Annotated in this window: 19 protein-coding genes and 1 tRNA gene; 14 read left to right on the top strand and 6 right to left on the bottom strand. The window is 71.2% G+C overall.

Features of this window, described 5'->3' with window-relative positions; genetic code table 11:
- Nucleotides 1-70 precede the first annotated feature (70 nt).
- The 5 genes from CA12_RS15440 to CA12_RS15420 all read left to right on the top strand — a co-directional run bounded on the left by CA12_RS15440 (nucleotide 71) and on the right by CA12_RS15420 (nucleotide 3,547).
- The gene (locus tag CA12_RS15440) at nucleotides 71-448 is read left to right on the top strand and encodes a DMT family transporter (RefSeq protein ID WP_145359926.1); all 378 of its coding nucleotides are present in this window, start codon (nucleotides 71-73) and stop codon (nucleotides 446-448) included.
- 46 nt (nucleotides 449-494) lie between these two features.
- On the top strand, nucleotides 495-1,619 hold the full coding sequence (gene aroC, locus CA12_RS15435; RefSeq protein WP_145359925.1) for a chorismate synthase: 1,125 nt from the start codon (nucleotides 495-497) through the stop codon (nucleotides 1,617-1,619).
- 82 nt (nucleotides 1,620-1,701) lie between these two features.
- On the top strand, nucleotides 1,702-2,934 hold the full coding sequence (locus tag CA12_RS15430) for a PEP-CTERM sorting domain-containing protein (RefSeq protein WP_145359924.1): 1,233 nt from the start codon (nucleotides 1,702-1,704) through the stop codon (nucleotides 2,932-2,934).
- Nucleotides 2,935-2,966: 32 nt separating this feature from the next.
- On the top strand, nucleotides 2,967-3,395 hold the full coding sequence (locus CA12_RS15425) for a secondary thiamine-phosphate synthase enzyme YjbQ (protein WP_145359923.1): 429 nt from the start codon (nucleotides 2,967-2,969) through the stop codon (nucleotides 3,393-3,395).
- A gap of 78 nt (nucleotides 3,396-3,473) precedes the next feature.
- Nucleotides 3,474-3,547, top strand: a tRNA-Arg gene (locus CA12_RS15420).
- Nucleotides 3,548-3,574: 27 nt separating this feature from the next.
- Here the strand turns inward: CA12_RS15420 and CA12_RS15415 are convergent.
- The 3 genes from CA12_RS15415 to CA12_RS15405 form a co-directional block, all read right to left on the bottom strand.
- Nucleotides 3,575-4,135 (bottom strand): helix-turn-helix domain-containing protein, encoded by a 561-nt coding sequence (locus tag CA12_RS15415; protein WP_145359922.1) that lies wholly within the window; start codon nucleotides 4,133-4,135, stop codon nucleotides 3,575-3,577.
- Nucleotides 4,136-4,283: 148 nt separating this feature from the next.
- Complete coding sequence (locus tag CA12_RS15410; protein WP_145359921.1) at nucleotides 4,284-5,747, bottom strand: L-serine ammonia-lyase; 1,464 nt, start codon at nucleotides 5,745-5,747, stop codon at nucleotides 4,284-4,286.
- Nucleotides 5,748-5,775: 28 nt separating this feature from the next.
- Complete coding sequence (locus CA12_RS15405; RefSeq protein WP_145359920.1) at nucleotides 5,776-7,281, bottom strand: hypothetical protein; 1,506 nt, start codon at nucleotides 7,279-7,281, stop codon at nucleotides 5,776-5,778.
- Between the two features lie 706 nt (nucleotides 7,282-7,987).
- On the opposite strand from CA12_RS15405, the gene clpX reads away from it, so the two are divergent.
- The 3 genes from clpX to CA12_RS15390 all read left to right on the top strand — a co-directional run bounded on the left by clpX (nucleotide 7,988) and on the right by CA12_RS15390 (nucleotide 10,801).
- On the top strand, nucleotides 7,988-9,268 hold the full coding sequence (gene clpX / locus CA12_RS15400) for an ATP-dependent Clp protease ATP-binding subunit ClpX (protein WP_145359919.1): 1,281 nt from the start codon (nucleotides 7,988-7,990) through the stop codon (nucleotides 9,266-9,268).
- Nucleotides 9,269-9,455: 187 nt separating this feature from the next.
- Nucleotides 9,456-10,451: an FHA domain-containing protein gene (locus CA12_RS15395; RefSeq protein ID WP_145359918.1), complete on the top strand. Its 996-nt coding sequence runs from the start codon at nucleotides 9,456-9,458 to the stop codon at nucleotides 10,449-10,451.
- Complete coding sequence (locus CA12_RS15390; protein ID WP_145359917.1) at nucleotides 10,448-10,801, top strand: response regulator; 354 nt, start codon at nucleotides 10,448-10,450, stop codon at nucleotides 10,799-10,801. Before CA12_RS15395 ends, CA12_RS15390 begins: the two co-directional genes overlap by 4 nt.
- 130 nt (nucleotides 10,802-10,931) lie before the next feature.
- On the opposite strand, the gene CA12_RS15385 is transcribed toward CA12_RS15390, so the two are convergent.
- Together CA12_RS15385 and recJ are read right to left on the bottom strand one after the other, a co-directional pair.
- Nucleotides 10,932-12,011 carry an undecaprenyl phosphate translocase family protein gene (locus CA12_RS15385; RefSeq protein WP_145359916.1) on the bottom strand — a complete coding sequence of 360 codons (1,080 nt, stop codon included), beginning with the start codon at nucleotides 12,009-12,011 and terminating at the stop codon, nucleotides 10,932-10,934.
- Between the two features lie 73 nt (nucleotides 12,012-12,084).
- On the bottom strand, nucleotides 12,085-13,821 hold the full coding sequence (recJ, locus tag CA12_RS15380) for a single-stranded-DNA-specific exonuclease RecJ (RefSeq protein ID WP_145359915.1): 1,737 nt from the start codon (nucleotides 13,819-13,821) through the stop codon (nucleotides 12,085-12,087).
- 223 nt (nucleotides 13,822-14,044) lie between these two features.
- Between recJ and CA12_RS15375 the strand changes: the two genes are divergently transcribed.
- From CA12_RS15375 to CA12_RS15365, 3 genes are all read left to right on the top strand, one after another.
- A complete protein-coding gene (locus CA12_RS15375) occupies nucleotides 14,045-14,758 on the top strand; it encodes a hypothetical protein (RefSeq protein ID WP_145359914.1) in 714 nt (237 codons plus the stop codon).
- A complete protein-coding gene (locus CA12_RS15370) occupies nucleotides 14,755-15,645 on the top strand; it encodes a hypothetical protein (protein WP_145359913.1) in 891 nt (296 codons plus the stop codon). The genes CA12_RS15375 and CA12_RS15370 overlap by 4 nt, the downstream gene beginning before the upstream one ends.
- Nucleotides 15,646-15,707: 62 nt before the next feature.
- Nucleotides 15,708-16,898, top strand: coding sequence for a hypothetical protein (locus CA12_RS15365; protein ID WP_145359912.1), 1,191 nt, complete (start codon nucleotides 15,708-15,710; stop codon nucleotides 16,896-16,898).
- Between the two features lie 59 nt (nucleotides 16,899-16,957).
- Here CA12_RS15365 and CA12_RS15360 read toward each other — a convergent pair whose 3' ends face one another.
- The gene (locus tag CA12_RS15360; protein WP_145359911.1) at nucleotides 16,958-18,220 is read right to left on the bottom strand and encodes a tetratricopeptide repeat protein; all 1,263 of its coding nucleotides are present in this window, start codon (nucleotides 18,218-18,220) and stop codon (nucleotides 16,958-16,960) included.
- A 176-nt stretch (nucleotides 18,221-18,396) separates the two neighbouring features.
- On the opposite strand from CA12_RS15360, the gene CA12_RS15355 reads away from it, so the two are divergent.
- The 3 genes from CA12_RS15355 to CA12_RS15345 all read left to right on the top strand — a co-directional run bounded on the left by CA12_RS15355 (nucleotide 18,397) and on the right by CA12_RS15345 (nucleotide 21,635).
- Nucleotides 18,397-20,055, top strand: a complete 1,659-nt coding sequence (locus CA12_RS15355) for a sulfatase (protein ID WP_165700787.1) — start codon at nucleotides 18,397-18,399, stop codon at nucleotides 20,053-20,055.
- Between the two features lie 3 nt (nucleotides 20,056-20,058).
- Nucleotides 20,059-20,859, top strand: coding sequence for a M90 family metallopeptidase (locus tag CA12_RS15350; RefSeq protein ID WP_145359909.1), 801 nt, complete (start codon nucleotides 20,059-20,061; stop codon nucleotides 20,857-20,859).
- Between the two features lie 98 nt (nucleotides 20,860-20,957).
- Nucleotides 20,958-21,635, top strand: a complete 678-nt coding sequence (locus tag CA12_RS15345) for a phosphoribosylanthranilate isomerase (RefSeq protein WP_145359908.1) — start codon at nucleotides 20,958-20,960, stop codon at nucleotides 21,633-21,635.
- The last annotated feature ends 1 nt before the right edge of the window (nucleotide 21,636 follow it).

The raw sequence follows: 21,636 nt of genomic DNA, 5'->3' as shown, positions 1-21,636 counted from the left end.
AGGCAACGACCTCGCCCAGGAACGGGATCGCTTTCCGGGACGGCCCGGCTCTCTTGAACGGAGGGCCGTAATGGCCTGGATTTTGCTGACCCTCGCGGGCGTCCTGGAGGTCGTCTGGGCGTCGTTGATGAAGCAGTCGGACGGCTTCACCAGACCGTACGTCACGACGGCGACGGTCCTGACGATGGCCGCGAGTGTCTCGCTGCTCTCCGTCGCGATGAAGACGCTCCCGCTGGGAACGGCCTACACGGTTTGGACCGGCATCGGTGCGGTCGGAGCGTTTCTTGTCGGAACGCTCGCCTTTGGCGAGACGGTCGGGCCGATGCGGGCGGCCGCCGTGGCGCTGATCGTCGCGGGGATCGTGATGCTGAAGCTCTCCACGCCGCTGCAGGACGCCCCGGATCCCGCGTCGGCTCGGTCCGCCGCCGAGCAGGACCAGGCCGATTGAGCGATCCCCGACTTCCGAAATCTCGCGTTCCCCCTATCCTCCCCGCATGCCCGGCAACACCTTCGGCCACGCCCTCCGTCTGACCACCGCCGGCGAGAGCCACGGGCCGGGGAACGTTTGCATCCTCGACGGCGTGCCGCCCGGCATCCCGCTGACGGTGGAGGACTTTTTCGAAGACCTCGCCCGCCGGCGGCCGGGGCAGTCCAAAATCGTCACGCAGCGGAAGGAGCCGGACGAACCGGAGATCCTCTCCGGCGTGTTCGAGGGCAAGACGACCGGCACGTCGCTGGCAATCCTGATCCGCAACGCCGACCAGCGGAGCAAGGATTATTCCGAGATCAAGGATCTCTACCGCCCCGGCCACGCGGATCACTCTTTTGACGCGAAATACGGCGGCCGCGACTACCGCGGCGGCGGCCGCAGCAGCGCCCGGGAGACGAACGTCCGCGTCGCCGCCGGGGTCGTGGCGAAGAAGATCCTCGCCGAAGCCTTCGGCGCCCGGGTCGTCGCCTACGTCAAAAGCGTCGGCGAGATCGAAGCCCACGTGCCGGACCCCGCCGCGGTCACGTTGGCGCAGGTCGAAACCCTGCCGGACGGCGAGCCGAACGTCGTCCGCTGCCCGGACCCCGAGGCGGCCGCGGCGATGGTGGAGTTGATCGACTCGATGCGAAAGGACCAGGACAGCGTCGGCGGGACCGCCGAGATCGTCGCTACGAACGTGCCCGCGGGGCTGGGCGAGCCGGTGTTCGACAAGATCAAGGCGGACCTCGCCAAGGCCCTGTTCAGCCTGCCGGCCGTCACCGGCGTGGAATACGGCAGCGGCTTCTCCGCCGCCCGCATGCGGGGATCCGAACACAACGACCTGTTCCAGCCGCACCCGGACGGTCCGCCAAAGATCGGCGCCGCCAGCAACCGGCACGGCGGGATGCTCGGAGGCATCACCAGCGGTCAGCCGATCGTACTCCGCTGCGCGATCAAGCCGACCAGTTCCCTCCCCCGGGAGCAGGCCACCGTGAACCGGGCCGGCGAGGCGGCGACGATCTCCACGAAGGGGCGCCACGACCCCTGCCTGCTGCCGCGGTTCATCCCGATGGCCGAGGCGATGGTCGCCCTGACCCTCGCCGACCACTACCTCCGCTGGCGGGGCCAGTGCGGCGCCGCGGCCGGCTGAACGCCCGGCCGGCACCGCCGATCGCTTGCGGAAATGGACCGCGTTCGCGGAGCATCGTCCGCCCGCTCCTCCGGACTGTCCCATGTCCCCGCGCCGCTGCACGCTTGCGCTGCTGACCGCCGCGGCATGGTGCGTCGCGTCGTCCGCGCCGGCGGGACTGGTAACGCACGTCGACTACAGCGACTTCGCGATCCGGCTGCGGCAGGCGACCGACGCCGCGGGCGTCGCCGAGTTCACCGCCGCGGAACGGGCCCAAATCGAGGCGAACGTGCTGGGCGGTCTCCGCCGGGCCTACGCCGACTTCGACGTCACGTTCCAGACGAACGCCCCCGGCGCCACGGAACGCGTCTGGCTGGGCGGGCCGTACGTCGGCGGCGACGTCGTGTACGGCGAGGCGACACGGCTGGACTACCGCAACCAGTTCGACGGCGATCTCGCCGAGGTCTACACGGGGAACTTCGGCGGGTTCATCGAGCACTTCGAGCCGCGGTCGCAACAGATCGCCGAACTCTCCGCCGCCCTCACCGGCACGGCGGCCCACGAGTTGGGGCACAACCTCGGCCTGACCCACGAGGATAGCTACGGCAGTCCCGGCTTCACCTACACCGGCCTCGAGGGCCCGGTCGACTCCGGCGGCGCCCAGAACGGCCGCCTGATGGCGACCGGGCCGACGAACCTCAGCGAAGCGCAGCGGGAGGTCGATCGCACCTTCTCCCGCTTCTCCCAACTGAAACTGGAGTTCGCCGAGGGCCTGACTGCGACCGGGCCGACGCCAAGCCTGTTCGAGGATCTGCTGCCGACCGACCCGCTGAGCTCCGCCCGACAGGTGGCGCTGGTCGCCCAGTCGATCTCCGGTCTCGACGCCGCGAACGTGATCGGCACGATCGGGGCCGCGCTGCAGGAGGACCTGTTCGTCTTCGAGCTGTTCACGTCCGGCGAACTGTCGGCGGCGACGATCACCACGGGCCTCGCCGACGCCGCGGACACCGTCCTCACCGTGCTGAACGAGGCCGGAACCGTGCTCGGCCGGGTCGACGACACGACGTTCGCCGGCGACCTGTTCGGCGACGGCACGTCCAACCTCTCGCGGGATGCGCGGCTGTACGGCCTGCGGATCGACGGACCCGGCCGGTACTTCGCCCGGGTCGAAGGGTTCGACGGCGGCGTCGGCGACTACGAACTGCTGATCGGCTTTGCAGCCGACGCTGCCGCCGGCCCCGCGGCCGTGCCGGAGCCGGGCGCCTGGCTGCTGACGGGCCTCGCCCTGCTCGGTGGCGTGGCGGTGCGGCGCCGGCGCCGTAGGCTGGCCCCCTGATTCGCCCCGCCCCCGCCCGGTCCGCAATCCGCATGTGGAGTCAGACGACGCTCGCCCTGCCGCCGTACCCGCGGGGGTTCCACCTCGTCACCCGCCGCGTGCTGGACGCGGTCCCGCAGATCGCTGAACTGCGGGTCGGCTTGCTGCACGTCTTCATCCAGCACACCTCGGCCTCCCTCACGCTGAACGAAAACGCGGACCCCGACGTGCGGGTCGACTTCGAAACCGCGATGAACCACGCGGTGCCGGAGGACCTGCCCTACGAGCACACCGTGGAGGGCCCGGACGACATGCCGGCCCACGTGAAGGCCTCGATGATGGGGGCGTCGGTGACGATTCCGATTGCCGACGGCCGGCCGAACCTCGGCACGTGGCAGGGCCTCTACCTCTGCGAGCACCGCGACCGGGCCTCCTCCCGCACGCTGGTGCTCACCCTCCAAGGCGAACGCCGCGGCGAGTGACGCAGCGACGGAGGCGGCGAGTGACCGCCCCCCGCCCGCCCGCTACCATCGTCGACGACCGTGCCCGCACGGTCTCCCGCCCTCGTAGCTCAGCAGGATAGAGCATCGGATTCCTAATCCGAAGGTCGTGCGTTCGAATCGCACCGGGGGTAGTTCAGCTGAGCAAACCGCAGCGGCCGTCAGGTTTTCGTGTTGAAGACGCAGAGAACCACGGCCTGATCCTTGCTCGGGTTGACGATCCGGTGGGGGTGATTCGCGTCGAAATAGAGGCTGTCGCCGGCGGAAAGCTGGAACGTCTCGCCGTCGTATTCGAAGCGGACCGTGCCGGTCTGCACGAACAGGAACTCCTCGCCGGGGTGCGGGAGCGCCTCCTCCTGAGCCGTGCCCGGCGGGAGCGTCACGAGGAACGGGTCCATCGAACGGGCCGCCCGTTTGTGAGCCAGCGACTCGTAAACGGAGGCGTTCCCCTCAGCCTGGTCCCGGTCGATCCGTTTGCGTTCGTCCTGCCGCACCACGACCAACGCGGGCCGCTCCTCCAGGCCGTCGAACAGTTCGGAGAGGGGCACGTCCAGCGCCGCGGCGATCTCCGCCAGCGCCGGCAGAGAGGGCGTGATCCGGAAGTTTTCGACCTTGGAGAGCCAGCTGCGCGTCTGACCGGTGCGGGAGGCGACTTCCTCAAGCGTGAGCCGACGATCCAGCCGGCGACTGCGAATCCGCTGAGCCAGTTCGACGAGGTTCACGAGCGGGAGGTCCGGGCAGGGCGGAGCCCCGCGCGGGGGATCGCGTCGGGGCCGAACGCATCAGGGAGGGCCGCTGAGTATGGCCGCGCCCTGCGCTCCGCCGCAAACCCGCTGCGAGACCAGATTCAAGGCCGGTCCGGCGGCCGGGTCAGCACTCGGTGACGTTCACCGCGAGGCCGCCTCGGCTGGTCTCCTTATATTTGCTGCTCATGTCAGCGCCGGTGCGGCGCATCACCCGGATCACCCGGTCCAGGCTCACCCGGTGGGAGCCGTCGCCGCACAGGGCCAACCGGGCCGCGTTGACGGCCTTCACCGCCCCCATCGCATTGCGCTCGATGCAGGGGACCTGCACCAGGCCGCCCACCGGATCGCAGGTCAGGCCGAGATTGTGTTCCATGCCGATCTCGGCCGCCTGTTCGACCTGTCGGGGGAAACCGCCGAGGGCCTCCGCCAACGCCCCCGCCGCCATGCTGCAGGCCACGCCGACCTCTCCCTGACAGCCGACCTCGGCCCCGCTGATGGAGGCGTGCTTCTTGTACAGACTGCCGATCGCCGCTGCGGTCAGCAGGAACCGGCGGGTTCCCGCGGTTCGCTCCTCCGGCGAGCGCTGGGCGGCGGGGGCGAAGTGCCGGAAATAGTTGATGACCGCCGGCACGATGCCCGCGGCGCCGTTGGTCGGGGCGGTGACGACCCGGCCGCCGGCCGCGTTCTGCTCGTTGACCGCCAGCGCCCACAGGTTCAGCCAGTCCAACGCCGCCAGCGGGTCCGCCGCGGACTGCGAGTCCGCCGCGGACTGCGGGTCGGGCGGGCCGGGGGCCTTCACGGCACTGAGCTTTTCGAACAGCGCCGCGGCCCGGCGGGGGACCTGAAGCTTACCCGGCAGGATGCCGGGCGTCCGCAGCCCCGCGGCGATGCAGGCCTCCATCGCCGCCCAGAGCCTGTCGAGCCCGGCGTCCACCTCCGCGGGGCTGCGCAGGGCCTCCTCGTTCGCCCGCACCACGTCGGAGATCGACCGGCCGGAGGATTCGCACATCGTCAGCAGTTCGGCGGCGGAGTCGAAGGGAAACGGCACGTTCGCGGCGGTGGAGGCCGGTTCGGCGCCCTCCTCCGCCTCGCCCGCCGTCACCACGAACCCGCCGCCAATCGAGTAGTACTCGCGGCTCAGCAATTCCCCCCCGTCCGCCCCGAACGCGGCGATGCGAAGGCCGTTGGGGTGGGCCGGCAACGTCTCCCGGCGATGCCACCGCAGATCGCGGTTCAGATCAAACTCCACCGGCGGCCCGCCGGGGACGTTCAGAGCGCCAGCCTCCTCCACGATCGACAGCAGCCTGCCGAGGCGGTCGCAGTCGACTGTCTCCGGGTCGGCCCCCTCCAACCCGGCCAGCACGGCCTGCGGCGTGCCGTGCCCACGGCCGGTCAGGGCCAGGGAGCCGTACAGATCGACCGTCACCCTGGTCGTCGCCGCCCGCAGGCCGCATCGGTCGAGGGAAGCGAGGAACCGCCCGCCGGCGCGCATCGGCCCGACGGCGTGGGAACTGCTCGGCCCCACGCCGATCTTGAACAGATCGAACGCGCTGACGAAGGCGGTCGCAGCGGTCGGCGGAGTGGACATGCCGGGATTGTACGCCGACGGGGAACGTCTACCGCACGACGCCCAGCACGCGGGCGGAGGGTCGCACGAGATCCACGGCCACGCCGTGCGGGGTGACGGCGGAGCCTTCATTGCCGGCGTCGTCCCGGGCGCTGACGCGAACGAACACGCGGCCGCCGTTCGCGGACCGGCCCGGACGGAGCGGCACGACTGCGGAGCCGGAATCCGGGCCCCAGTCCTGCACGACCTCCCACGGGCCGCCGGCGGAGTCCGCCAGTTCCACCCGCACCGGCACGGCGCCGGGGCGGTTGTCGGCCGCCCGCCATTCCAGCGAGAGCGTGTTCGCTTCGGCCCCGCGGCCCTGCCCGGCGGAGAGCAGGTCGACCGTCGGCGGGGTGCCGTCGACCGTCACGCGGACGTCCGGGGCCTCGCCGTTCCGCGGCGGGGCGGGCGCCAGGCCAGCGCCGCTGCGGACCCGCACGCAGAACCCGTAGTCGCCGTCGCCGGGCACGGAGATCTCCGCGGGGCTCACGCGGTCGACGTCCTGACCGTAGCTGTACCAGTGCTGGCCGCCGTCCGGGGTGATGAAGACGTCCACCGCCCCCACTCCGCTGCTGCCGACCGCGTCGACGGCGTAGCCGATCTTGAACGAACGGTTCTTCAACGCCGAAGCGCCGGCGGACGGGCTGGCGCCGCCGAAGCCGACGTCATGGCGACGCGCCTGAGCCCCCGCGGAGGGGGCGGCCGGCAGCCGCGGCGAGACGGACGGGGGCACGGGCGCCGGCGACCGCGGTTCGTTCGAGAGCCCCGCGGGGCGATGCGGGGCGGACAGGCTGCCGGAGGCGCGCTCGACGGCCCCGGCGCCGTAATCGGCCTGCTGCGTGTAGGAGACCGGCGCCGCGGAGCCGCCCGTGCGGCAGGTCGCCGTGCCGACGTTGCCGGCCCGGTCGGCGACGGAGATCGTGACGGAGCCGCCGGCCCGCTGGGCCGGGATGCGAAAGGAGCCGGACAGGGCGGGCGTGACCGGCACCCGCTGCCCGGCGCCGCCCTCGGGGGTGAACGTCACCCGCAGGGCGGCGGGGTCGGCGTCGGGATCGGCGACGTTCCACCGCACCGCGACGGTGCCGTCGCCGGCGGGCGCGGCGCCGACCTGCACGGTCGGGGCGACGCGGTCCATCCGCACGTGCAGTTGCGGCACGATCGCCACGTCCGCGGGGGCCGGCATCCCCTGGGCGTCGACGGTCAGCACGCTGAACCAGTAGTCGCCGTCGGCGGGGGCGGAGTATTGGAACCCGCCCGCCCCGGGGGCGGCGCTGCCGGCTTCTTCCCACCGTCGGCCGGCGTCCGTGCTGACGAGCAGCCGCGCCTCGGTGGCCCCGGCGGCGGCGAGGTCGGCAGCGCTCGCGGCGAACGGGATACGGAACGTCTCCCGGTTGCTGTGCACCGGGTTGCCCGACGCCCGGTCCTGCCCCGCCGCCGGGGCCGCGAGGGCGCCGAGGGAGGACAGAACCGCCGCGGCGGCCAGCGGGATTCGACGGGGGGTCAGACGAGTCATCACACCCGGGGAGCCGGAGCGAGGCGGGAGCTGCGGCCGTCGCCGCCCGGGCGGGCCGGGGGCGCAAACCGGAGCGGTCGTGTCGGTGGTATCGGTCGGCGAGTCGTCCGCGGGCGAACCTGTTTGCGGATTTTTCGAGAACCGTTCTGTCGCTCTTACACCGCCGCGGGCGCCCGTCCGCGGCCTCCGCGGGCGCCCCGCCGAGCGGTTGCTGCGGTTGCATCTACGGGCGCAGGGCCGCCGCGGTGACGCCCCTCCGCGGGGGCGATTTCGGCACGGGGCGTGCAACGCTGTTTTGGCGGTGTCGACCCGGTTCGGTCGGTCCGGGGTAAAATGACCCCGTCCCGCCCGACCCCGCGGCGGGTCGTTCGGCTGGCGCTGTTCGCTCGGTGCGAATTGGCAACAGTTGGGCGGCACGGGGCGGAGCGCCGACACCTTCAGGGCCGCTCTCCCTGACGTACCCCCGCGGTACGGGAGGGGACGGGCGGCGCTGACTTTCCCCCAGCGGGATCGTTCGCCCACCCACGGACCGCTTCGGCGGCTCGAGGAGGCGCCGGCAGCGACGCCGGCGGTCGGGCGGGCGGCACGGCGAGCAGGATGCCCGCGGCGCCCGTTTCCTTCGCCCTTCGCATCCCCCGGCAGGATTGACTATCTCCCTCGGGAGGGTCAACTCCCCCGGGACCGTCCCCCGGAACCGCCCCGCCCGATGCCCGCCTCCAAGAATTTCTCCGGCCGACGCGATTCCGTGAAGAAAAAAGACGCCAACTGCTCGTTCTGTCGGAAGTCCTATCGGGACGTCGGCCCGCTCGTCGAGGGGCCTGACGACTGCTACATCTGCGGGAACTGCATCGACCTCTGCGAGTCGATCCTCGATCAGGAGCGCAAGCGCCGCGGCGGCTCCACGCTGTTCAGCAAGGTGCCCACCCCCCGGGAGATCGTCGCCCACCTCGACGAGTACGTCATTGGGCAGGACGGCACCAAGCGCTGCCTCGCCGTCGCCCTCCACAACCACTACAAGCGCCTGATGCACCAGGCGGAGGACGGGGACGACGTCGAGATCGAGAAGTCGAACGTGCTGCTCGTCGGCCCGACCGGCTGCGGGAAAACGCTGCTGGCCAAGACGATGGCCCGCATCCTCGACGTGCCCTTCGCGATCGGCGACGCCACGACCCTCACCGAGGCCGGCTACGTCGGCGAGGACGTGGAGAACCTGCTGCTCAAACTGCTCCACGCCGCCGACTTCGACGTCGAAGCCGCCCAGCGGGGCATTATCTTCCTGGACGAGATCGACAAGATCGGGAAGACCTCCCAGAACGTCTCCATCACCCGGGACGTCTCCGGCGAGGGCGTGCAGCAGGCCCTGCTCAAGATGCTCGAGGGCACCGTCGCCAACGTGCCCCCGCAGGGCGGCCGCAAGCACCCGGAGCAGCAGTACATCCAGCTCGACACCCGCAACATCCTGTTCATCTGCGGCGGGACGTTCGTGGGGCTGGAAGAGATCATCGCCCAGCGCCTGGGCCGCCGGGCGATCGGCTTCAACCGGTTCGGCAGTGAGGACAGCGTCGAACGCAGCAAGGACCTGCTCGCCCACGTGACGGTGGACGACGTCTTGGAGTTCGGCCTGATCCCGGAGCTCGTCGGGCGGTTGCCGGTGCTCTCGGCCCTGTCCCCGCTGGGTGAAGAGGATCTGGTCAACATCCTCACCGAGCCGAAGAACGCCCTGGTCCGCCAGTACAAGAAGTTCTTCGAGATGGAAGGCGCCGACCTCCAGTTCACCGAAGGCGCCCTGCGGGAGATCGCCCGGGTGGCCCGCGAGAACGACACCGGCGCCCGCGGCCTGCGGAGCGTGGTCGAGGGCGGCATGTTCGACCTGATGTACGATCTGCCCGAGAACGGCAAGGGCCAGACCTACGTCATCACCGAGGAGATGGTCCGCGGCGGAGTTCGCGGCGGCGGCAACACGCCGCTGCGGAAGGCCGCCGCCTGACCCGACCGCCGTGCGGTGAGAGTCGGCGGAGCGATCCTCAACGAATTGTCCCCCCCGGGAATGTCGATGGCACGGTCTGTGCCGACGTTCCCGGGGGGCTTTTTGTCGTCCGGTGAAACTTGCGTGAACGCCGCCGCCGCCGTGGGTAAGGTGAGACGGTTCGCCCCGCCCCCCGAGAGCCCCGACCGTGGCCGCCGAGTTCCTGCTCCCCCGCAGCGAAGGCCGCCCGCTGACGGTGCGACTGGAGCGGGACGCGGTGGTCGGCCGCGGCACGGACGCGGGACTGCGGATCTCCTCCCGCCGGGTCAGTCGGTCGCACTGCCACCTGCGCGTCGACGGCTCCGTGGTGCGGGTGCGAGACCTCGGCAGTCGCAACGGCACGTTCGTTAACGGCGAAGGCGTCGGCGAAGAGGAGATCGACGTCCCCCTGGGCGGCACCCTGTCCATCGGCGGGGTGACCATGAAGTTGGTGCGGGCCGGCGATCGTTCCTATCGCCCCGACGGCGCCGCGATGCTCGCGGAGGCCGAATCGCACGTCTCCGAATCGGATCTTTCCGGCGGTGACCTGCAGGATTCGCCCAGCGGCGTGGTCGTCGGACAGGAGCCGGCGGAGGAACTCAGCGACGACTCCGTGCTGGTCAGCGACAGCGGCACGGGCTTTGAGCAGGTGAACCACGGTGAGGCCCGGGACCGGTCGGACCGACCCTCGCCGATCCGGCATCCGGGCGTCGCCGCCCCGCCCGTCGCCGAACCGGACCCCATCGTCGTCGAAGCCCCCGCCGACGACGCCGCCGCGGAGTTCGAGGACGCCGTCGAGACGGAGGAGGGCCTCAACTTCGACGAGGAAGAGTTCGCGTCGGCGGAAGAAGAGGACGACTCCGGCGAAATGCTCCTCGACGAGGACGACGAGCCGGAGTCCCGGGTCACGATCGGCGCCTCCGGGGCCGAGAGCGAGTCGGCTTTCGGCGGGGATGACGGCAGCGAGACGATCACCGAGGAAGATGCCGCCTTCGACTTTCTGAACGACGACGACAGCGGCAAGGCCGACGCCGACTCCTCCGCATTGAAGGCCCTCCCCGGCGCCGACGCCGAAGATGAGTCCTCCTTCGCCGGCTTCGGCGACGCCGACGACGAGGACGACGTCGACAGTTCGCTCCTCGGCTTCCTGAACGACCCGAAGTGACCGCGGAGCCTGCCGACGCCGCGCCCCGATCCGTGCTGATCGTCTGCGGCGACCTGCTGACCGGCGGTCCGCTGGTGCAGGCCGTCCGGCAGGCCGGCCTGACGCCGACGCGAGCCCTCAGCGGAGCGAAGGCCGATCCGGCGAACGCGGTCGGCGTCGTGCTCGATCTCTCCCTACCCGGGGCCCTGGAGTGGTTGTCCGAGCGTCCGGCGGACGGCCCGCCGACGCTCTCGTTCGGTCCGCACGTGCATGCGGAATTGCTGAAGACCGCCCGCGCCGCCGGCCGCGGTCCGGTCCTGACCCGCAGCCAGTTGGCCGACGGCCTCCCGGCCTGGCTGGCGACGCTATAGACGCTCCCTGCGGATCGGCCCTCCCCCGTTCGGCGCGGCGACGGTCGCTCGCGGTTTCGGGGCCACTAGAAATCCTCGGGTGCCGCGAAACCGCAAGCGGTCATTGCGGATGCATGCGTCCGTCAGACGTTCAGTCGGCGGCTGGGTGGATTCGTTTCGCCTCCGCCCGTTTCTGCCAGACGGTGAGGGCGTACACCGCCGCGAATCCGACGACGCAGGCGACCGCCCAGGCGAGCCAGTCGCCCGATCCGCTGGTCGATGGTGGGCGGGTCTCGCCGAACCAGCCGACGCGCACCACCGGCACGACGCTGCCCCACAGCACGCCGAGCAACAGGGCCGCCATCGCCCGCTCGTAGCGTTGCAGCAACCATTTCAGCAGGTTGGAGATCAGCGCCAGCCCCGCAATCGCCCCCAGGGTGTAGGGCACGAGGATCGGACCCCAGGCGGAAACCGGCGCCGCCTCGCTCCAGCCGAGCAGCGAGCCGAGCCACGGCAACGGCTGGCCCAGCGACCAGACGGTCGGCTCGTACCGCCCCATCGCCAGCTTGACCGTCCCGCCGGAGACGCCCGGCAAGGCCATCGCCCCGAACGCCGCGGCCCCGGCGGCGGCGTCCATCGGGATGTCGTGCGGCGGTCGGTAGTCGGGTCCAGTTTGCGCGTGCTTCTCCGGCGGGGGCAGCAGCGCCAACGAGGCCATCAGCGCCGCCCCCAGCGGGATCAGCCACCAGTCGAACCGCGGCGGCGCCGGCCCCGCGGACGCCGCACGAAAGATGTCCCAGACGACCGGTGTGCCGGCGAGGGTCATTCCGATGAACAGGCTATAGGCGAGCGCCTGATGCGCCTCGACCGCCTCCGCCACTGGCCCGCCCAGTAGGCCCATCGCGGCGAACTTCGCCGCGAACAGCAGCGCGAGGAACCGCCCCGCCGACCCGACGAGCTTCCCCTGCGAGACGGCCGCCATCCCGTCGACGAAGTGGGCGTAGAGCCCGCAGACCAACACCATCGTCCCGCCGGAGACTCCGGGGACGAGGTTCGCCGTCCCCATCAGCCCGCCCGCCAACAGCGTGCGACCGACGGGGGCCGAGCCCGGCTCCGCCAGCGGCGGAGCGGCGTCGAAGTCCCGTTCGAGCTGCTCGTCCGAGATCAGCGTCGGGTCCGCCGGCGCCCCGGGCGGCTCGGGGGCCGGAGAGGAATCGGGAGGTTGAGCCATGCGGCCACCCTGCCCCCCGCCGGCCGCGGTCGCCACCGGACATCCCCGTACGCCCCCCGGCGGCGATTCGCCCTCAGCACGGTTGCCACTGGCGGAGCTGAAGCTGCACCGATTCGCCGTTCTTCCAGCGGTTCACCTCCGCGGTGAACGAGACCGCCAGCGGACCGACGGCCAGCGTGTCCGCCTCCGCGGCCCGGCCCCAGGCGACAGCCTTCATCACCCGCCCGGTCTGGGCGAGGCGGGCCGACAGGTGGGCGTTGTCCCGCCCCATCGTCCGCGGCTCGCCCTCCAGCGTGACGTGCGTGGCGACGAACACCGGCCGCCGGTTCGACTTGCCGAACGGGCCGAGTTTTTCGTCTAGCTCCTTGACGGCGTGCAGGGTGCAGTCGGCGAGCCGGACCTCCGCGTCCACCCGGGCGTCGGCGGCTTCGGGCCGGAAATGCTCCGCGACGTCCGCCGCGAACGCCTCGCGGAAGGCGTCCAGGTTCTCCCGCCGCACCTTCAGCCCCGCGGCCATCGTGTGGCCGCCGAACGTTTCCAGATGCTCCGCGCACCGGGCGAGGCAGGCGTGCAGATCGAACCCCGGCCGGGAGCGCGCCGAACCGGCGCCGAGGTTTGCGTCGCCGCTGTGGCCGAAGGCGATCACGATCGCCGGCGTGTCGAAGTGCTCCGCGACCCGCCCGGCGGCGATGCCCACCACCCCGGCGTGCCAGTCGTCGGAGGCGAGCGCCAGCCCCGGCCGCTCCGCCCAGCCGCGGTCGACGGCCTGCTTTTTGGCGGCCTTCACCACGTCGGATTCGGTCTTCTTGCGGGTCTCGTTGAGGGTGTCGAGGTAGTCCGCCAGTTGCCCGCACCGCTTTTCGTCGTGGGAGAGCAGCAGATCCACGGCGAGGCTCGCCTGCTCCAACCGGCCGGCGGCGTTGATGCGGGGGCCGACCTTGTAGCCCACGTCCTCGGCTGTGATCGGGCGGCCCTCTTCGATCCCGCACACGCCCAGCAGCGCCCGCAGGCCCGGCGGGGCGTGGTGGTAGAGGCTCCGCAGACCGCAGTGGACGAAGGTGCGGTTCTCGCCGGTGAGCGGGACCATGTCCGCGACCGTGGCGAGGGCCGTCAGGCCGAGCGCCCGGATCAGCCAGGCCTTGAAGCGTTCGTTGACGCGGTTCCCGTCGCCCAGCCGCTTCGCCACCGCCCAAGCCAGTTTGAAGGCCACGCCGGCGCCGCAGAGTTCACCGTAGGCGTACGCCGTTTCCGCGTCCGGCCGGCGGGGATGCACGACGACCGCGGCCGGCGGCAGCGTGTCGCCGGGGGTGTGGTGATCGGTGACGATCAATTCGAGTCCCAAGGTCTTCGCCCGTTCCGCCTCGGCGACGGAGGTGATGCCGCAGTCCACGGTGACGACCAAGCGGTTCGGGTCCTCGGCGTGCAGCTTCTCGATGGCGGCGACGTTCAGGCCGTAGCCGTCGTTGCGGTTGGGGATGACGTAATCGGCGTTCGCCCCCGCCAGCCGCAGGCAGTCGACCAGAAGGGCCGTGGAGGTGATCCCGTCCACGTCGTAGTCGCCGAAGATCGTGACGCGCCGCCCGGCCCGGACCGCGGCGACGACGCGATCCGCGGCCTCGGAGACGCCCGGCAGCGTCTCCGGGTCGTGCAAGTCGTTGGGGGAGGGCGTGAGAAACGCCTTGGCGGTCGCCGGTTCGTCCAGTCCCCGGGCGATGAGCACCTGGGCCGTCAGCGGACCGATCGACAGGGCCTCCGACAGCCGCCGCACGCGGGTCGGGTCCAGCGGGGCGAACCGCCACGGCAGGGACATGGCAGGGGGTCTCGCGGGGGGAAGCGGAGGGGGAACCGCCGGGCGACGGGGAGGTTCCGGGTCGTGACAGTACGTCCCGGGTCGGCGATCTGACCATGCCTTCGTCGGCCGAACCGGGCGAATCTGCCCCACGCCCGCGGCCGGACGGACGTACAATCCCATAGATCGTCCCCTGCGCCGTGATAGGATGCCGCGCGCCGTCCCCGTTCTCGCCCCTTTGCCCATGAGCGCCGCCACCTTCGACTCGATCGCCGCGCCGCCGGCCGCTTCGCTGCCGCAGTCGGAGCGCGTGGACTTCGATTACAAACCGATTCCGGTCTCCGCGCCGGTCTCGATGGTGCTCGGGCTGTGCTCGCTGGTGGCCTTCCTGCCGGCGGTGGGGGTGATCGGGTTTCTGATCGCGACGGCGGGATTCGTGACGGCCGTCACCGCCTGGCGGACGATCCGCCGGCACGACGGCGCCGGCCTGTGGATGGCGGCGCTGGGCGGGCTGCTCTCCCTGACCGGCCTGGCCGGCGGGGCGGCCTATCACTCCGTCGCCTACGCCACGGAGCTGCCCCCGGACCACACCCGGCTGGACTTCACCGCCGACATCGCCCAGCGGGCCCTCGCCCCCACCGGCACGTACAGCGAGTCGATCAAGCGGCTGGACGGCGAAAAGGTCTTTCTGAAGGGTTACATGTACCCCGAGGCGAAGACCGAGGACATCACCTCCTTCATCTTCGTGAAGGACAGCGGCGACTGCTGCTTCGGCGGCAAACCGAAGGTGACGGATATGATCCGCGTTGATATGACCGGCGACACCACGGATTTCACCACCGGACTGGTCAGCGTCGCCGGCACCTTCGAACTGCGCCCGGAGGGCGGCACGAAGGACGTCGACCCGATCTTCCGCATCAAAGCCACGCAGAGCGGTCCCGCGAGCACCTCGTTTTGAGAACCGTCCTTCTCTCTTCCGTTCCGGCCGCGGCGCTGGGGCTCTCGCTGCTGACGGGCTGCGATTCCGTCGAACAGGGCGCGACCTACAGCGAAGTCGCCGGGACGATGGAGGACGAGGAGACGATCCAGGGGCCCCAGGTTCTCGCGGCGGAGGAACGGCTCGCGGACGTGCCCGGGGATGCGCCGCCTATCGGCGACGGCGAACCGGGGGGGGCGGAGGAGCCTGCGGAGCCGATGATTGAACTCGCCGCGGCGGGGGATGACGGGTTTGACGGGGGCTTCGACGGCGGCTTCGCGCAACCGAACACCGCGGACGACGAGGAAGAGGACGACGGCTTCGCCGGCGGGTTTGCCGCGGCGGAGGAGCCGACGGTCGCCGGCCCGCCGCCCGGTTCCCCGGCGGCCCTCGCCGCGATGGCCGAGGCCGCGGCGGGCGAGCCGGTCGAGGCGCGGGAGCTGAAACTGCTCGTGCCGATCAACAGCTTCTCCCCCGCCGGCAACGGCACGGTGCGGGTGTCGTTCGACGACCTGGACCTGCTCAAGGTGCTCAACGCCGAGCCGGTGCCCGCGGACGTGGTCGACCATTTCCCCGGCTGGCTCCGCGACCTCGACGGGAAGAAGGTCACGCTGCGGGGGTTCATGTACCCGACCTACGCCGACCCCGTGCGGGCGTTCATCCTCGCCCGGGACAACCAGATCTGCTGTTTCGGCCGCAACCCGAAGCCGTACGACCTGGTGACGGTGAAACTCGCCGAGGGGGCGGAGAGCCGCTACATCCAGAACCGGCCGTTCGACGTGGTGGGTACCTTTCGCCTCGACCCGCAGCGGGACGGGGAGGACTGGCGTCGGCTGTACCGGATCGACGGCGCGCGGGTCGTGGAGTAGGACTGTGGAGTCGGACTGACGTTGCATTCGCCCATTGACCGCCGCCCCGGAGGACCCTTCGCATGATCGCCGCCCTGCTCCTCTCCGCCGCGCTGGCCTGTCCGTTCTGCGAGGCGCCCGGGCTGACGCTCTCGGACCAGTTGGCCGAAAGCGACGTCGTCGTCCTGGCGGAATGGCTCGAAGCCGACCGCGGGGGCGACTCCAAAGACAACCCGGCCTACACGCGGTTCCTCGTGAAGAAGTCGCTGAAGGGCCCCTACGCTGAGGGCAAGAAGCTGAAACTGCGGGGCTATCAGTCCGGCGAGACCGGCGAAACGTTGCTGCTGACCGCCGGCGGAGGGGAGATCCTCGAGTGGGACCTGCCCGTGCCGATCAGCGAGGCCGGCTTCGAGTACCTGCGCAACAACCCCGGCCCCGACGCCCCCGCCGCCGACCGGCTGCGGTACTACCTGGCGCACCTGGAACACCCGGACGATCTGGTCGCCTCCGACGCCTACGGCGAGTTCGGCAACGTGCCGTTCGAGGAGGTCGAAGCGATCGCCGACGAACTGCCCCGCGCCAAGCTGGCGCAGTGGGTCGCCGACCCGGACACCGACCCCTCCCGCCTGGCCTTCTACGGCATGCTGCTGGGCCTGTGCGGGACCGACGCCGACGCCGAGGTGCTGCGGAAACGGATCTTCGCCGGCACGGACGAGTTCCGCATCGGCGTCGACGGCCTGATGAGCGGCCTGCTTTTGCTCACCGGCGAGCAGGGCCTGAAGGAACTGGAAGACGCCAAGCTGCGGCCGAAATACATCCTCGGCCCGGACGGCCAGCCGCTCAAGGACGCGGCCGGCGAGCCGATCCCGGTGCCCTTCAGCGAGGTCTACGCCGCGATGCAGGCGGTCCGGTTCATGTGGACCTACGGCGGCGAACGCATCCCCAAGGATCGTCTGAAGGAGGCCCTGCGGCTCCAGTTGGCCTACTCCGACCTCGCGGAGGTCGTCATCGCGGACCTCTCCCGCTGGAAAGACTGGGCGGCCATGGATCGGATCGTCGGGCTCTACACCAACGAGGCCTACGACGTGCCGGCCGTGAAGCGGGCGATCATCCAGTACCTGCTGGAAGCCGAACGCGACGTGCCGGAAAACGCCCCCAGCGACGCCCCCGAACCCCCGCACGTCGCCGCCGCCCGCAAGCACTTGGCGGTGATCGAAGCGGAGGACCCGGAACTGGTCGAACGCGCCCGCGACGTGCTGTACTCGGTGTTCTGAGGCCGTCACGCCGATGCCCCGCGGGGCCTCGGCGTTCCGTGCTGCCGACCGCGGTCCGCTCAGTTGATGAGCACCGCGAAGCCGAAGAAGTTGCCGTTGAACAGGCGCTGAAGGCGGTTCCAGACTGCCGGGCTGGTGAGCTCGCCGCGTTCCAGGAACGGCGCCGCCCCGGGCCCCTGGACCCATTCGACCAGATCGAACCGCCGCGGTTCCTCAAAGACCCGCCGCAGGTTCACGCCGTTGGGGGCGTCCGCCAGACCCGCGGGCTGAGTCCGCCAGAACGGGACGAGCTTCTCCCCGTTGAGCAGGTCCTCCGCTTCGGCGAGGAACTCCCGCCAGCCGTCAACGCGTTCCTGCGACATCGTCACGCCGGTGGAGGAGGTCTGGTGAGGGCCCGGGATCCATTCGCGCTCGCCGTCTTCCTCGGCGAGGATCAGGTCCCACATCGCCCGGCTGTGGCCGATCATGCCCAGCAGCCGCTCGCGGGCCTTGCCCATCCGCTCCGGCTCGCGGACCGGAAAGTTGACGTGGTGGATCGCGGCGATGATGTCGGACAGCCGCCCCGGGCTGAAGCCGTCGCCGGTCTCCGTGAGGAGGTAGCCCGGCACGCCCTCCGGCTGGGCGAAGAGGAGGTGGGCGCAGTGGTTCCACCAGTTCTCCGCGTCGTGGGCCAGCATCGTTTCGAGGATCGCGCTCAGCAGATCGCAGTACCCGCGGAGCCATTCGGCGTCGGCCCGATCGAAGTGCGTGACGATCGCCGGCGCCTCACTGGGACGCCGTCCGCCGGAGCGATCTCCTTCCAGCCGCAGTCCGCCGGCGCCCAACAGGCTGAGGACACGCTCGGCCTCCCCCGCGGTCCCGTCGCCGTTCAGATCGAGCCGCAACGCCGCCAAGTCGATCTTCACGTCCACCGGGCCGTCGATCTTGGCCAGCACCGCGTCGGCCTCGTCGAACGCTGCGATCAGGTCGATGCGGGCCTTTCGCCACTGCTCGTAACTGACGGGCTGCGGGTCGGCGTTCGCCGGCACCGGCAGCCGGGCGAACGGCAGCATCCCGCCCAGCCGATCGCCGCTGCCGTGGGCCGACAGGAACTGGGCGAACTCCTCGATCCCGCCGAGGAACTTCACCACGCCCAACGAGAACAGGGCGTCGTCGTCGCCCGGGTCTGTCTTCAGCGTCTTGTTGAGGGCAGCCTCCGCCCCCGCCAGATTGCCCTCGGCGAGGAAGGCGGCGACGGGGGCAAGGCCGGCGGCAGGGGGCGACGGTTCGTCGGGGGCTGCGACCAGCGGGAGGGCGAGGCAGAGGGCCAGTGGCGAGAACATCGGAGGCGGCGGGGGGCGAGCGGGACGGGGACGTACGGCGATACCCGGAGCCCGCCCGCGGTGTTTCGAACCGTGGGCGTTCTTCACGGTTTGTCTGACCCGCTTGCCTGATCCGCATACGTTTCCTTCCTCACGCGCCGCCCGTCACAATGCCGCGCCCCGTCCGGAGTTCGCAGATGATCCGTACCGCTGTCCGACCGGCCGCCCTGTTGGCGGCGCTGCTGGCCTACCCCGTCGCGCTCTTTGCGCAGGTCGGCCCCACCGTCGTCCCCGGCGGCGCGCCGCTGCAGCCGGTCCCGGCCGACGCCCCGACGGCCACGGCCGTGGAGCCGCCGCGGAACGTGCTGATCGTGTTCGTGGACGACCTCGGCTGGGCGGACCTCGGCTGCTACGGAAACGCGTTCCACGAAACGCCGCACATCGATCAGCTCGCCACGGACGGGCTGAAGTTCACGGCGGCCTACGCCAGTTGCCCGGTGTGCAGCCCCAGCCGGGCCGCCCTGATGACCGGCCGCGACCCGGCCCGCACCGGGCTGACGAACTTCATCCCGGGCCACTTCCGGCCCTTCGCCCCCCTGCTGGAGCCGCCGATCCCGGACCGGCTGCCGCTGGACGAAGTCACCTTCGCCACGGTGCTGGGCGACGCCGCGACCACGGCAAGCTTCGGCAAGTGGCACCTCGGCGACACGAACGACACGGAGGGCCCCGGCGGCCGCGGGTTCGACGAATGGCTCGTGACCGTCCGCAACGTCTCCCCGAGCCTCACCACCCCGGACGGCGTCGAGAAGCGTGAGGGCGAATACACCACCGACGTGCTCACGGAGCGCACCGAAGCGTTCCTCCGCGAGCACGCGGACGACGACAAACCCTGGGTCTGCCTGCTGTCGCACTACGCGGTGCACATCCCCGTGCACGCCCGGCCGGACCTGATCGCCAAATACGAGGCGAAACCGAAAGCCGAGGGTCACCCCAGCGACCCGGCCTTCGCCGCGATGCTGGAGATGGTCGACGAATCCGTCGGCCGCCTGCGGACGGTGCTGCAGGAAACAGGCCAGGCGGAAAACACGGTGATCCTGTTCACCTCCGACAACGGCGGTCTGCACTCCGTCTACCACGGCGATCCGTCGTCAATCCACGGGCAGAGCGGCGACCAGGTCAGCAGCAACGCCCCGCTGCGGGGCGAGAAGGGGTCGCTGTACGAGGGCGGCATCCGCGTGCCGCTGCTGGTCCACTGGCCCGGCGTGACGGAGGGCGGCCGGGCCTGCGACGCCGCGGTCACGACCAGCGACCTGACGCCCACGATCCTCCATTTGGCCGGCTCCGAACCGCCGGCGGGCGTGACGATGGACGGGGTGAGCCTCGTGCCGGTGTTCCGCGGCGAGTGCGACGCCGCCCGCGACGCGGTCTTCTGGCACTACCCGCACTACCACCACAGCCGCCCCGCCGGCGCCGTGCGGATCGGGCACCACAAGCTGATCGAGTTCTACACCGCCGACGGCACGGGCGAGCCGGAACTGTACGACCTCCGCGAAGACTTGGGCGAGACGAAGAACCTCGCCGCCGCCCTGCCGGAGCGCACCTCGGAACTGCGGTCTCGACTGGCCGCCTACCGGGCGGATGCCGGCGCCCTGATGCCCCGCCCGAACCCGGCCTACGACGCGGAGCGGGCCGACGAGTGGTGGCGGCGTCCCGCTCCCGGGTTCCGCGGGAAAACCAAGCCGGTACTGGATTCAACGACCGGCCCCGCCCCGTCCGGGCCGGTGGACACCGCAGACGTCGACGCCGCCGTGCCGCTGCCGGAAGGGCGAGCGCGACGCGACGCCCCGACACGGTAGCCGGTGTTCGGCCTCTTCCGCACCCGCCGGCGTCGCGCGCTGCTGTCCGAACCGCTCCCCGAGTCGTGGGAGCGGGCGATCCGTGATCAGTTCGCCGCCTTCGAGCGGCTCCCCCGCCCCGTCGCGGAGCGGGTGCGGGCCGGCGTGCGGATTCTCCTCGCGGAGAAGAACTGGGAGGGCTGCAATGGGCTGGACCTGACGGACGAGATGCGGGCCGTCGTCGCCGCCCAAGCCGCGTTGCTGCTGGCCGGCGATCCGACCCCGCCGGAGAAGGCCGACTGGTTTGGCCCGCTGACCAGCGTGCTGGTCTATCCGACCGCCTACCGCGTGACCGCCAGCCGCCTGCTGGGGGACGCGTCGTTCGGCGGGGGGCCGACGATCAGCGGGGCGGAGGGACGCTTGGGCGAGGCCCACATGGGCGGGGCCGTGGTCCTGAGTTGGCCGGACGTGCTGGCCGGGGCGGAGAACCCGGACGACGGCCGCAACCTGGTGTTCCACGAGTTCGCCCACGTGCTGGACCTCGCCGACCGCTTCGCCGACGGCGTGCCCGGCCTGACCGGCGCCGCCCGCCACCGCTGGGAGGCCGTCGCCGAGGCGGCCTTCCAGAAGCACGCCGCCGACGTCGACCGCGGCCTGCCCGGCCTGCTGGACGCCTACGGCGCCACCGACCCCGCGGAGTTCTTCGCCGTCGCCACGGAGTGCTTCTTCGAGAAGCCCCGCACCCTGCGGATGAAGCTCCCGGACCTGTTCGGCATCCTGCGGGACTTTTACAATCTGGACCCGGGCGAGTGGAGCCTCGCGTGAGTTTCGTCGAGGCGAGCGGTGGGCGTCAGCCCTCCGTGTATTCGTGCGTCGAAGAGGACACGGAGGGCTGACGCCCACCGCTCGCCTAGGATGGATGGATGTTCGTCAAAATCTGCGGCTTCACCGACCCGGCGAACGTCGCGGCAGTCTGCGGCGGCGATGATCCGCCGGACGCGATTGGGCTGAACTTCTGGGACGGCTCAAAACGGTTCGTCGGCCGTCAGGACGGCGCCTTAGGCACCGGTCCGACGATGAAAGCGGCGCTGCCGGACGGCGTGAGCGTCTGGGGGGTGTTCGTGAACATGGGCGTCCGGTGGATCACGGACTACCTCCCCGGGTTGGACGCCGTGCAGTTCCACGGCGACGAGAGCCCCCATGCGACCGCGAACGTGCGTAAGTACCTGCGGGACGGACAGGCGGTCCGCGCGTGGCGGGTGCGTGGCTCCCTCGACCCGCTGGTCTCGCACTTGGAAGCCGCAAAGCAGGCCGGTTCGACGCCGGACCGCATCCTCCTCGACGCCGCCATCCCCGGAGCCTACGGCGGGACCGGGGCGAAGCTGGACTGGCACGCCCTGCGGGGGGAACTGGACCGCGTGGGGGACGCCCTGCCGCCGGTGATCCTTGCCGGGGGACTGACGCCGGAGAATGTCGCGGAGGCAATCCGCATCGTGCGACCGTGGGGCGTCGATGTCGCCGGCGGGGTGGAGAGCGCCCCGGGGATCAAAGACCCGGCGAAAGTCGCCGCCTTCTGCGACGCCGCCCGCGGGGCGCTGTAGC

Origin of the sequence: Alienimonas californiensis, assembly GCF_007743815.1 — a bacterium.
Taxonomy (GTDB): Bacteria; Planctomycetota; Planctomycetia; order Planctomycetales; family Planctomycetaceae; genus Alienimonas; species Alienimonas californiensis.
This window is presented reverse-complemented; position numbering and strand designations above follow the sequence as displayed.

Excerpts from the sequence above, each read along its gene's own strand:
- CA12_RS15440 (WP_145359926.1), top strand. The coding sequence starts at position 71 with ATGGCCTGGATTTTGCTGACCCTCGCGGGCGTCCTGGAGGTCGTCTGG.
- aroC (WP_145359925.1), top strand. The coding sequence starts at position 495 with ATGCCCGGCAACACCTTCGGCCACGCCCTCCGTCTGACCACCGCCGGC.
- CA12_RS15430 (WP_145359924.1), top strand. The coding sequence starts at position 1,702 with ATGTCCCCGCGCCGCTGCACGCTTGCGCTGCTGACCGCCGCGGCATGG.
- CA12_RS15425 (WP_145359923.1), top strand. The coding sequence starts at position 2,967 with ATGTGGAGTCAGACGACGCTCGCCCTGCCGCCGTACCCGCGGGGGTTC.
- CA12_RS15410 (WP_145359921.1), bottom strand. The coding sequence starts at position 5,747 with ATGTCCACTCCGCCGACCGCTGCGACCGCCTTCGTCAGCGCGTTCGAT.
- CA12_RS15405 (WP_145359920.1), bottom strand. The coding sequence starts at position 7,281 with ATGACTCGTCTGACCCCCCGTCGAATCCCGCTGGCCGCCGCGGCGGTT.
- clpX (WP_145359919.1), top strand. The coding sequence starts at position 7,988 with ATGCCCGCCTCCAAGAATTTCTCCGGCCGACGCGATTCCGTGAAGAAA.
- CA12_RS15385 (WP_145359916.1), bottom strand. The coding sequence starts at position 12,011 with ATGGCTCAACCTCCCGATTCCTCTCCGGCCCCCGAGCCGCCCGGGGCG.
- recJ (WP_145359915.1), bottom strand. The coding sequence starts at position 13,821 with ATGTCCCTGCCGTGGCGGTTCGCCCCGCTGGACCCGACCCGCGTGCGG.
- CA12_RS15375 (WP_145359914.1), top strand. The coding sequence starts at position 14,045 with ATGAGCGCCGCCACCTTCGACTCGATCGCCGCGCCGCCGGCCGCTTCG.
- CA12_RS15365 (WP_145359912.1), top strand. The coding sequence starts at position 15,708 with ATGATCGCCGCCCTGCTCCTCTCCGCCGCGCTGGCCTGTCCGTTCTGC.
- CA12_RS15360 (WP_145359911.1), bottom strand. The coding sequence starts at position 18,220 with ATGTTCTCGCCACTGGCCCTCTGCCTCGCCCTCCCGCTGGTCGCAGCC.
- CA12_RS15355 (WP_165700787.1), top strand. The coding sequence starts at position 18,397 with ATGATCCGTACCGCTGTCCGACCGGCCGCCCTGTTGGCGGCGCTGCTG.
- CA12_RS15345 (WP_145359908.1), top strand. The coding sequence starts at position 20,958 with ATGTTCGTCAAAATCTGCGGCTTCACCGACCCGGCGAACGTCGCGGCA.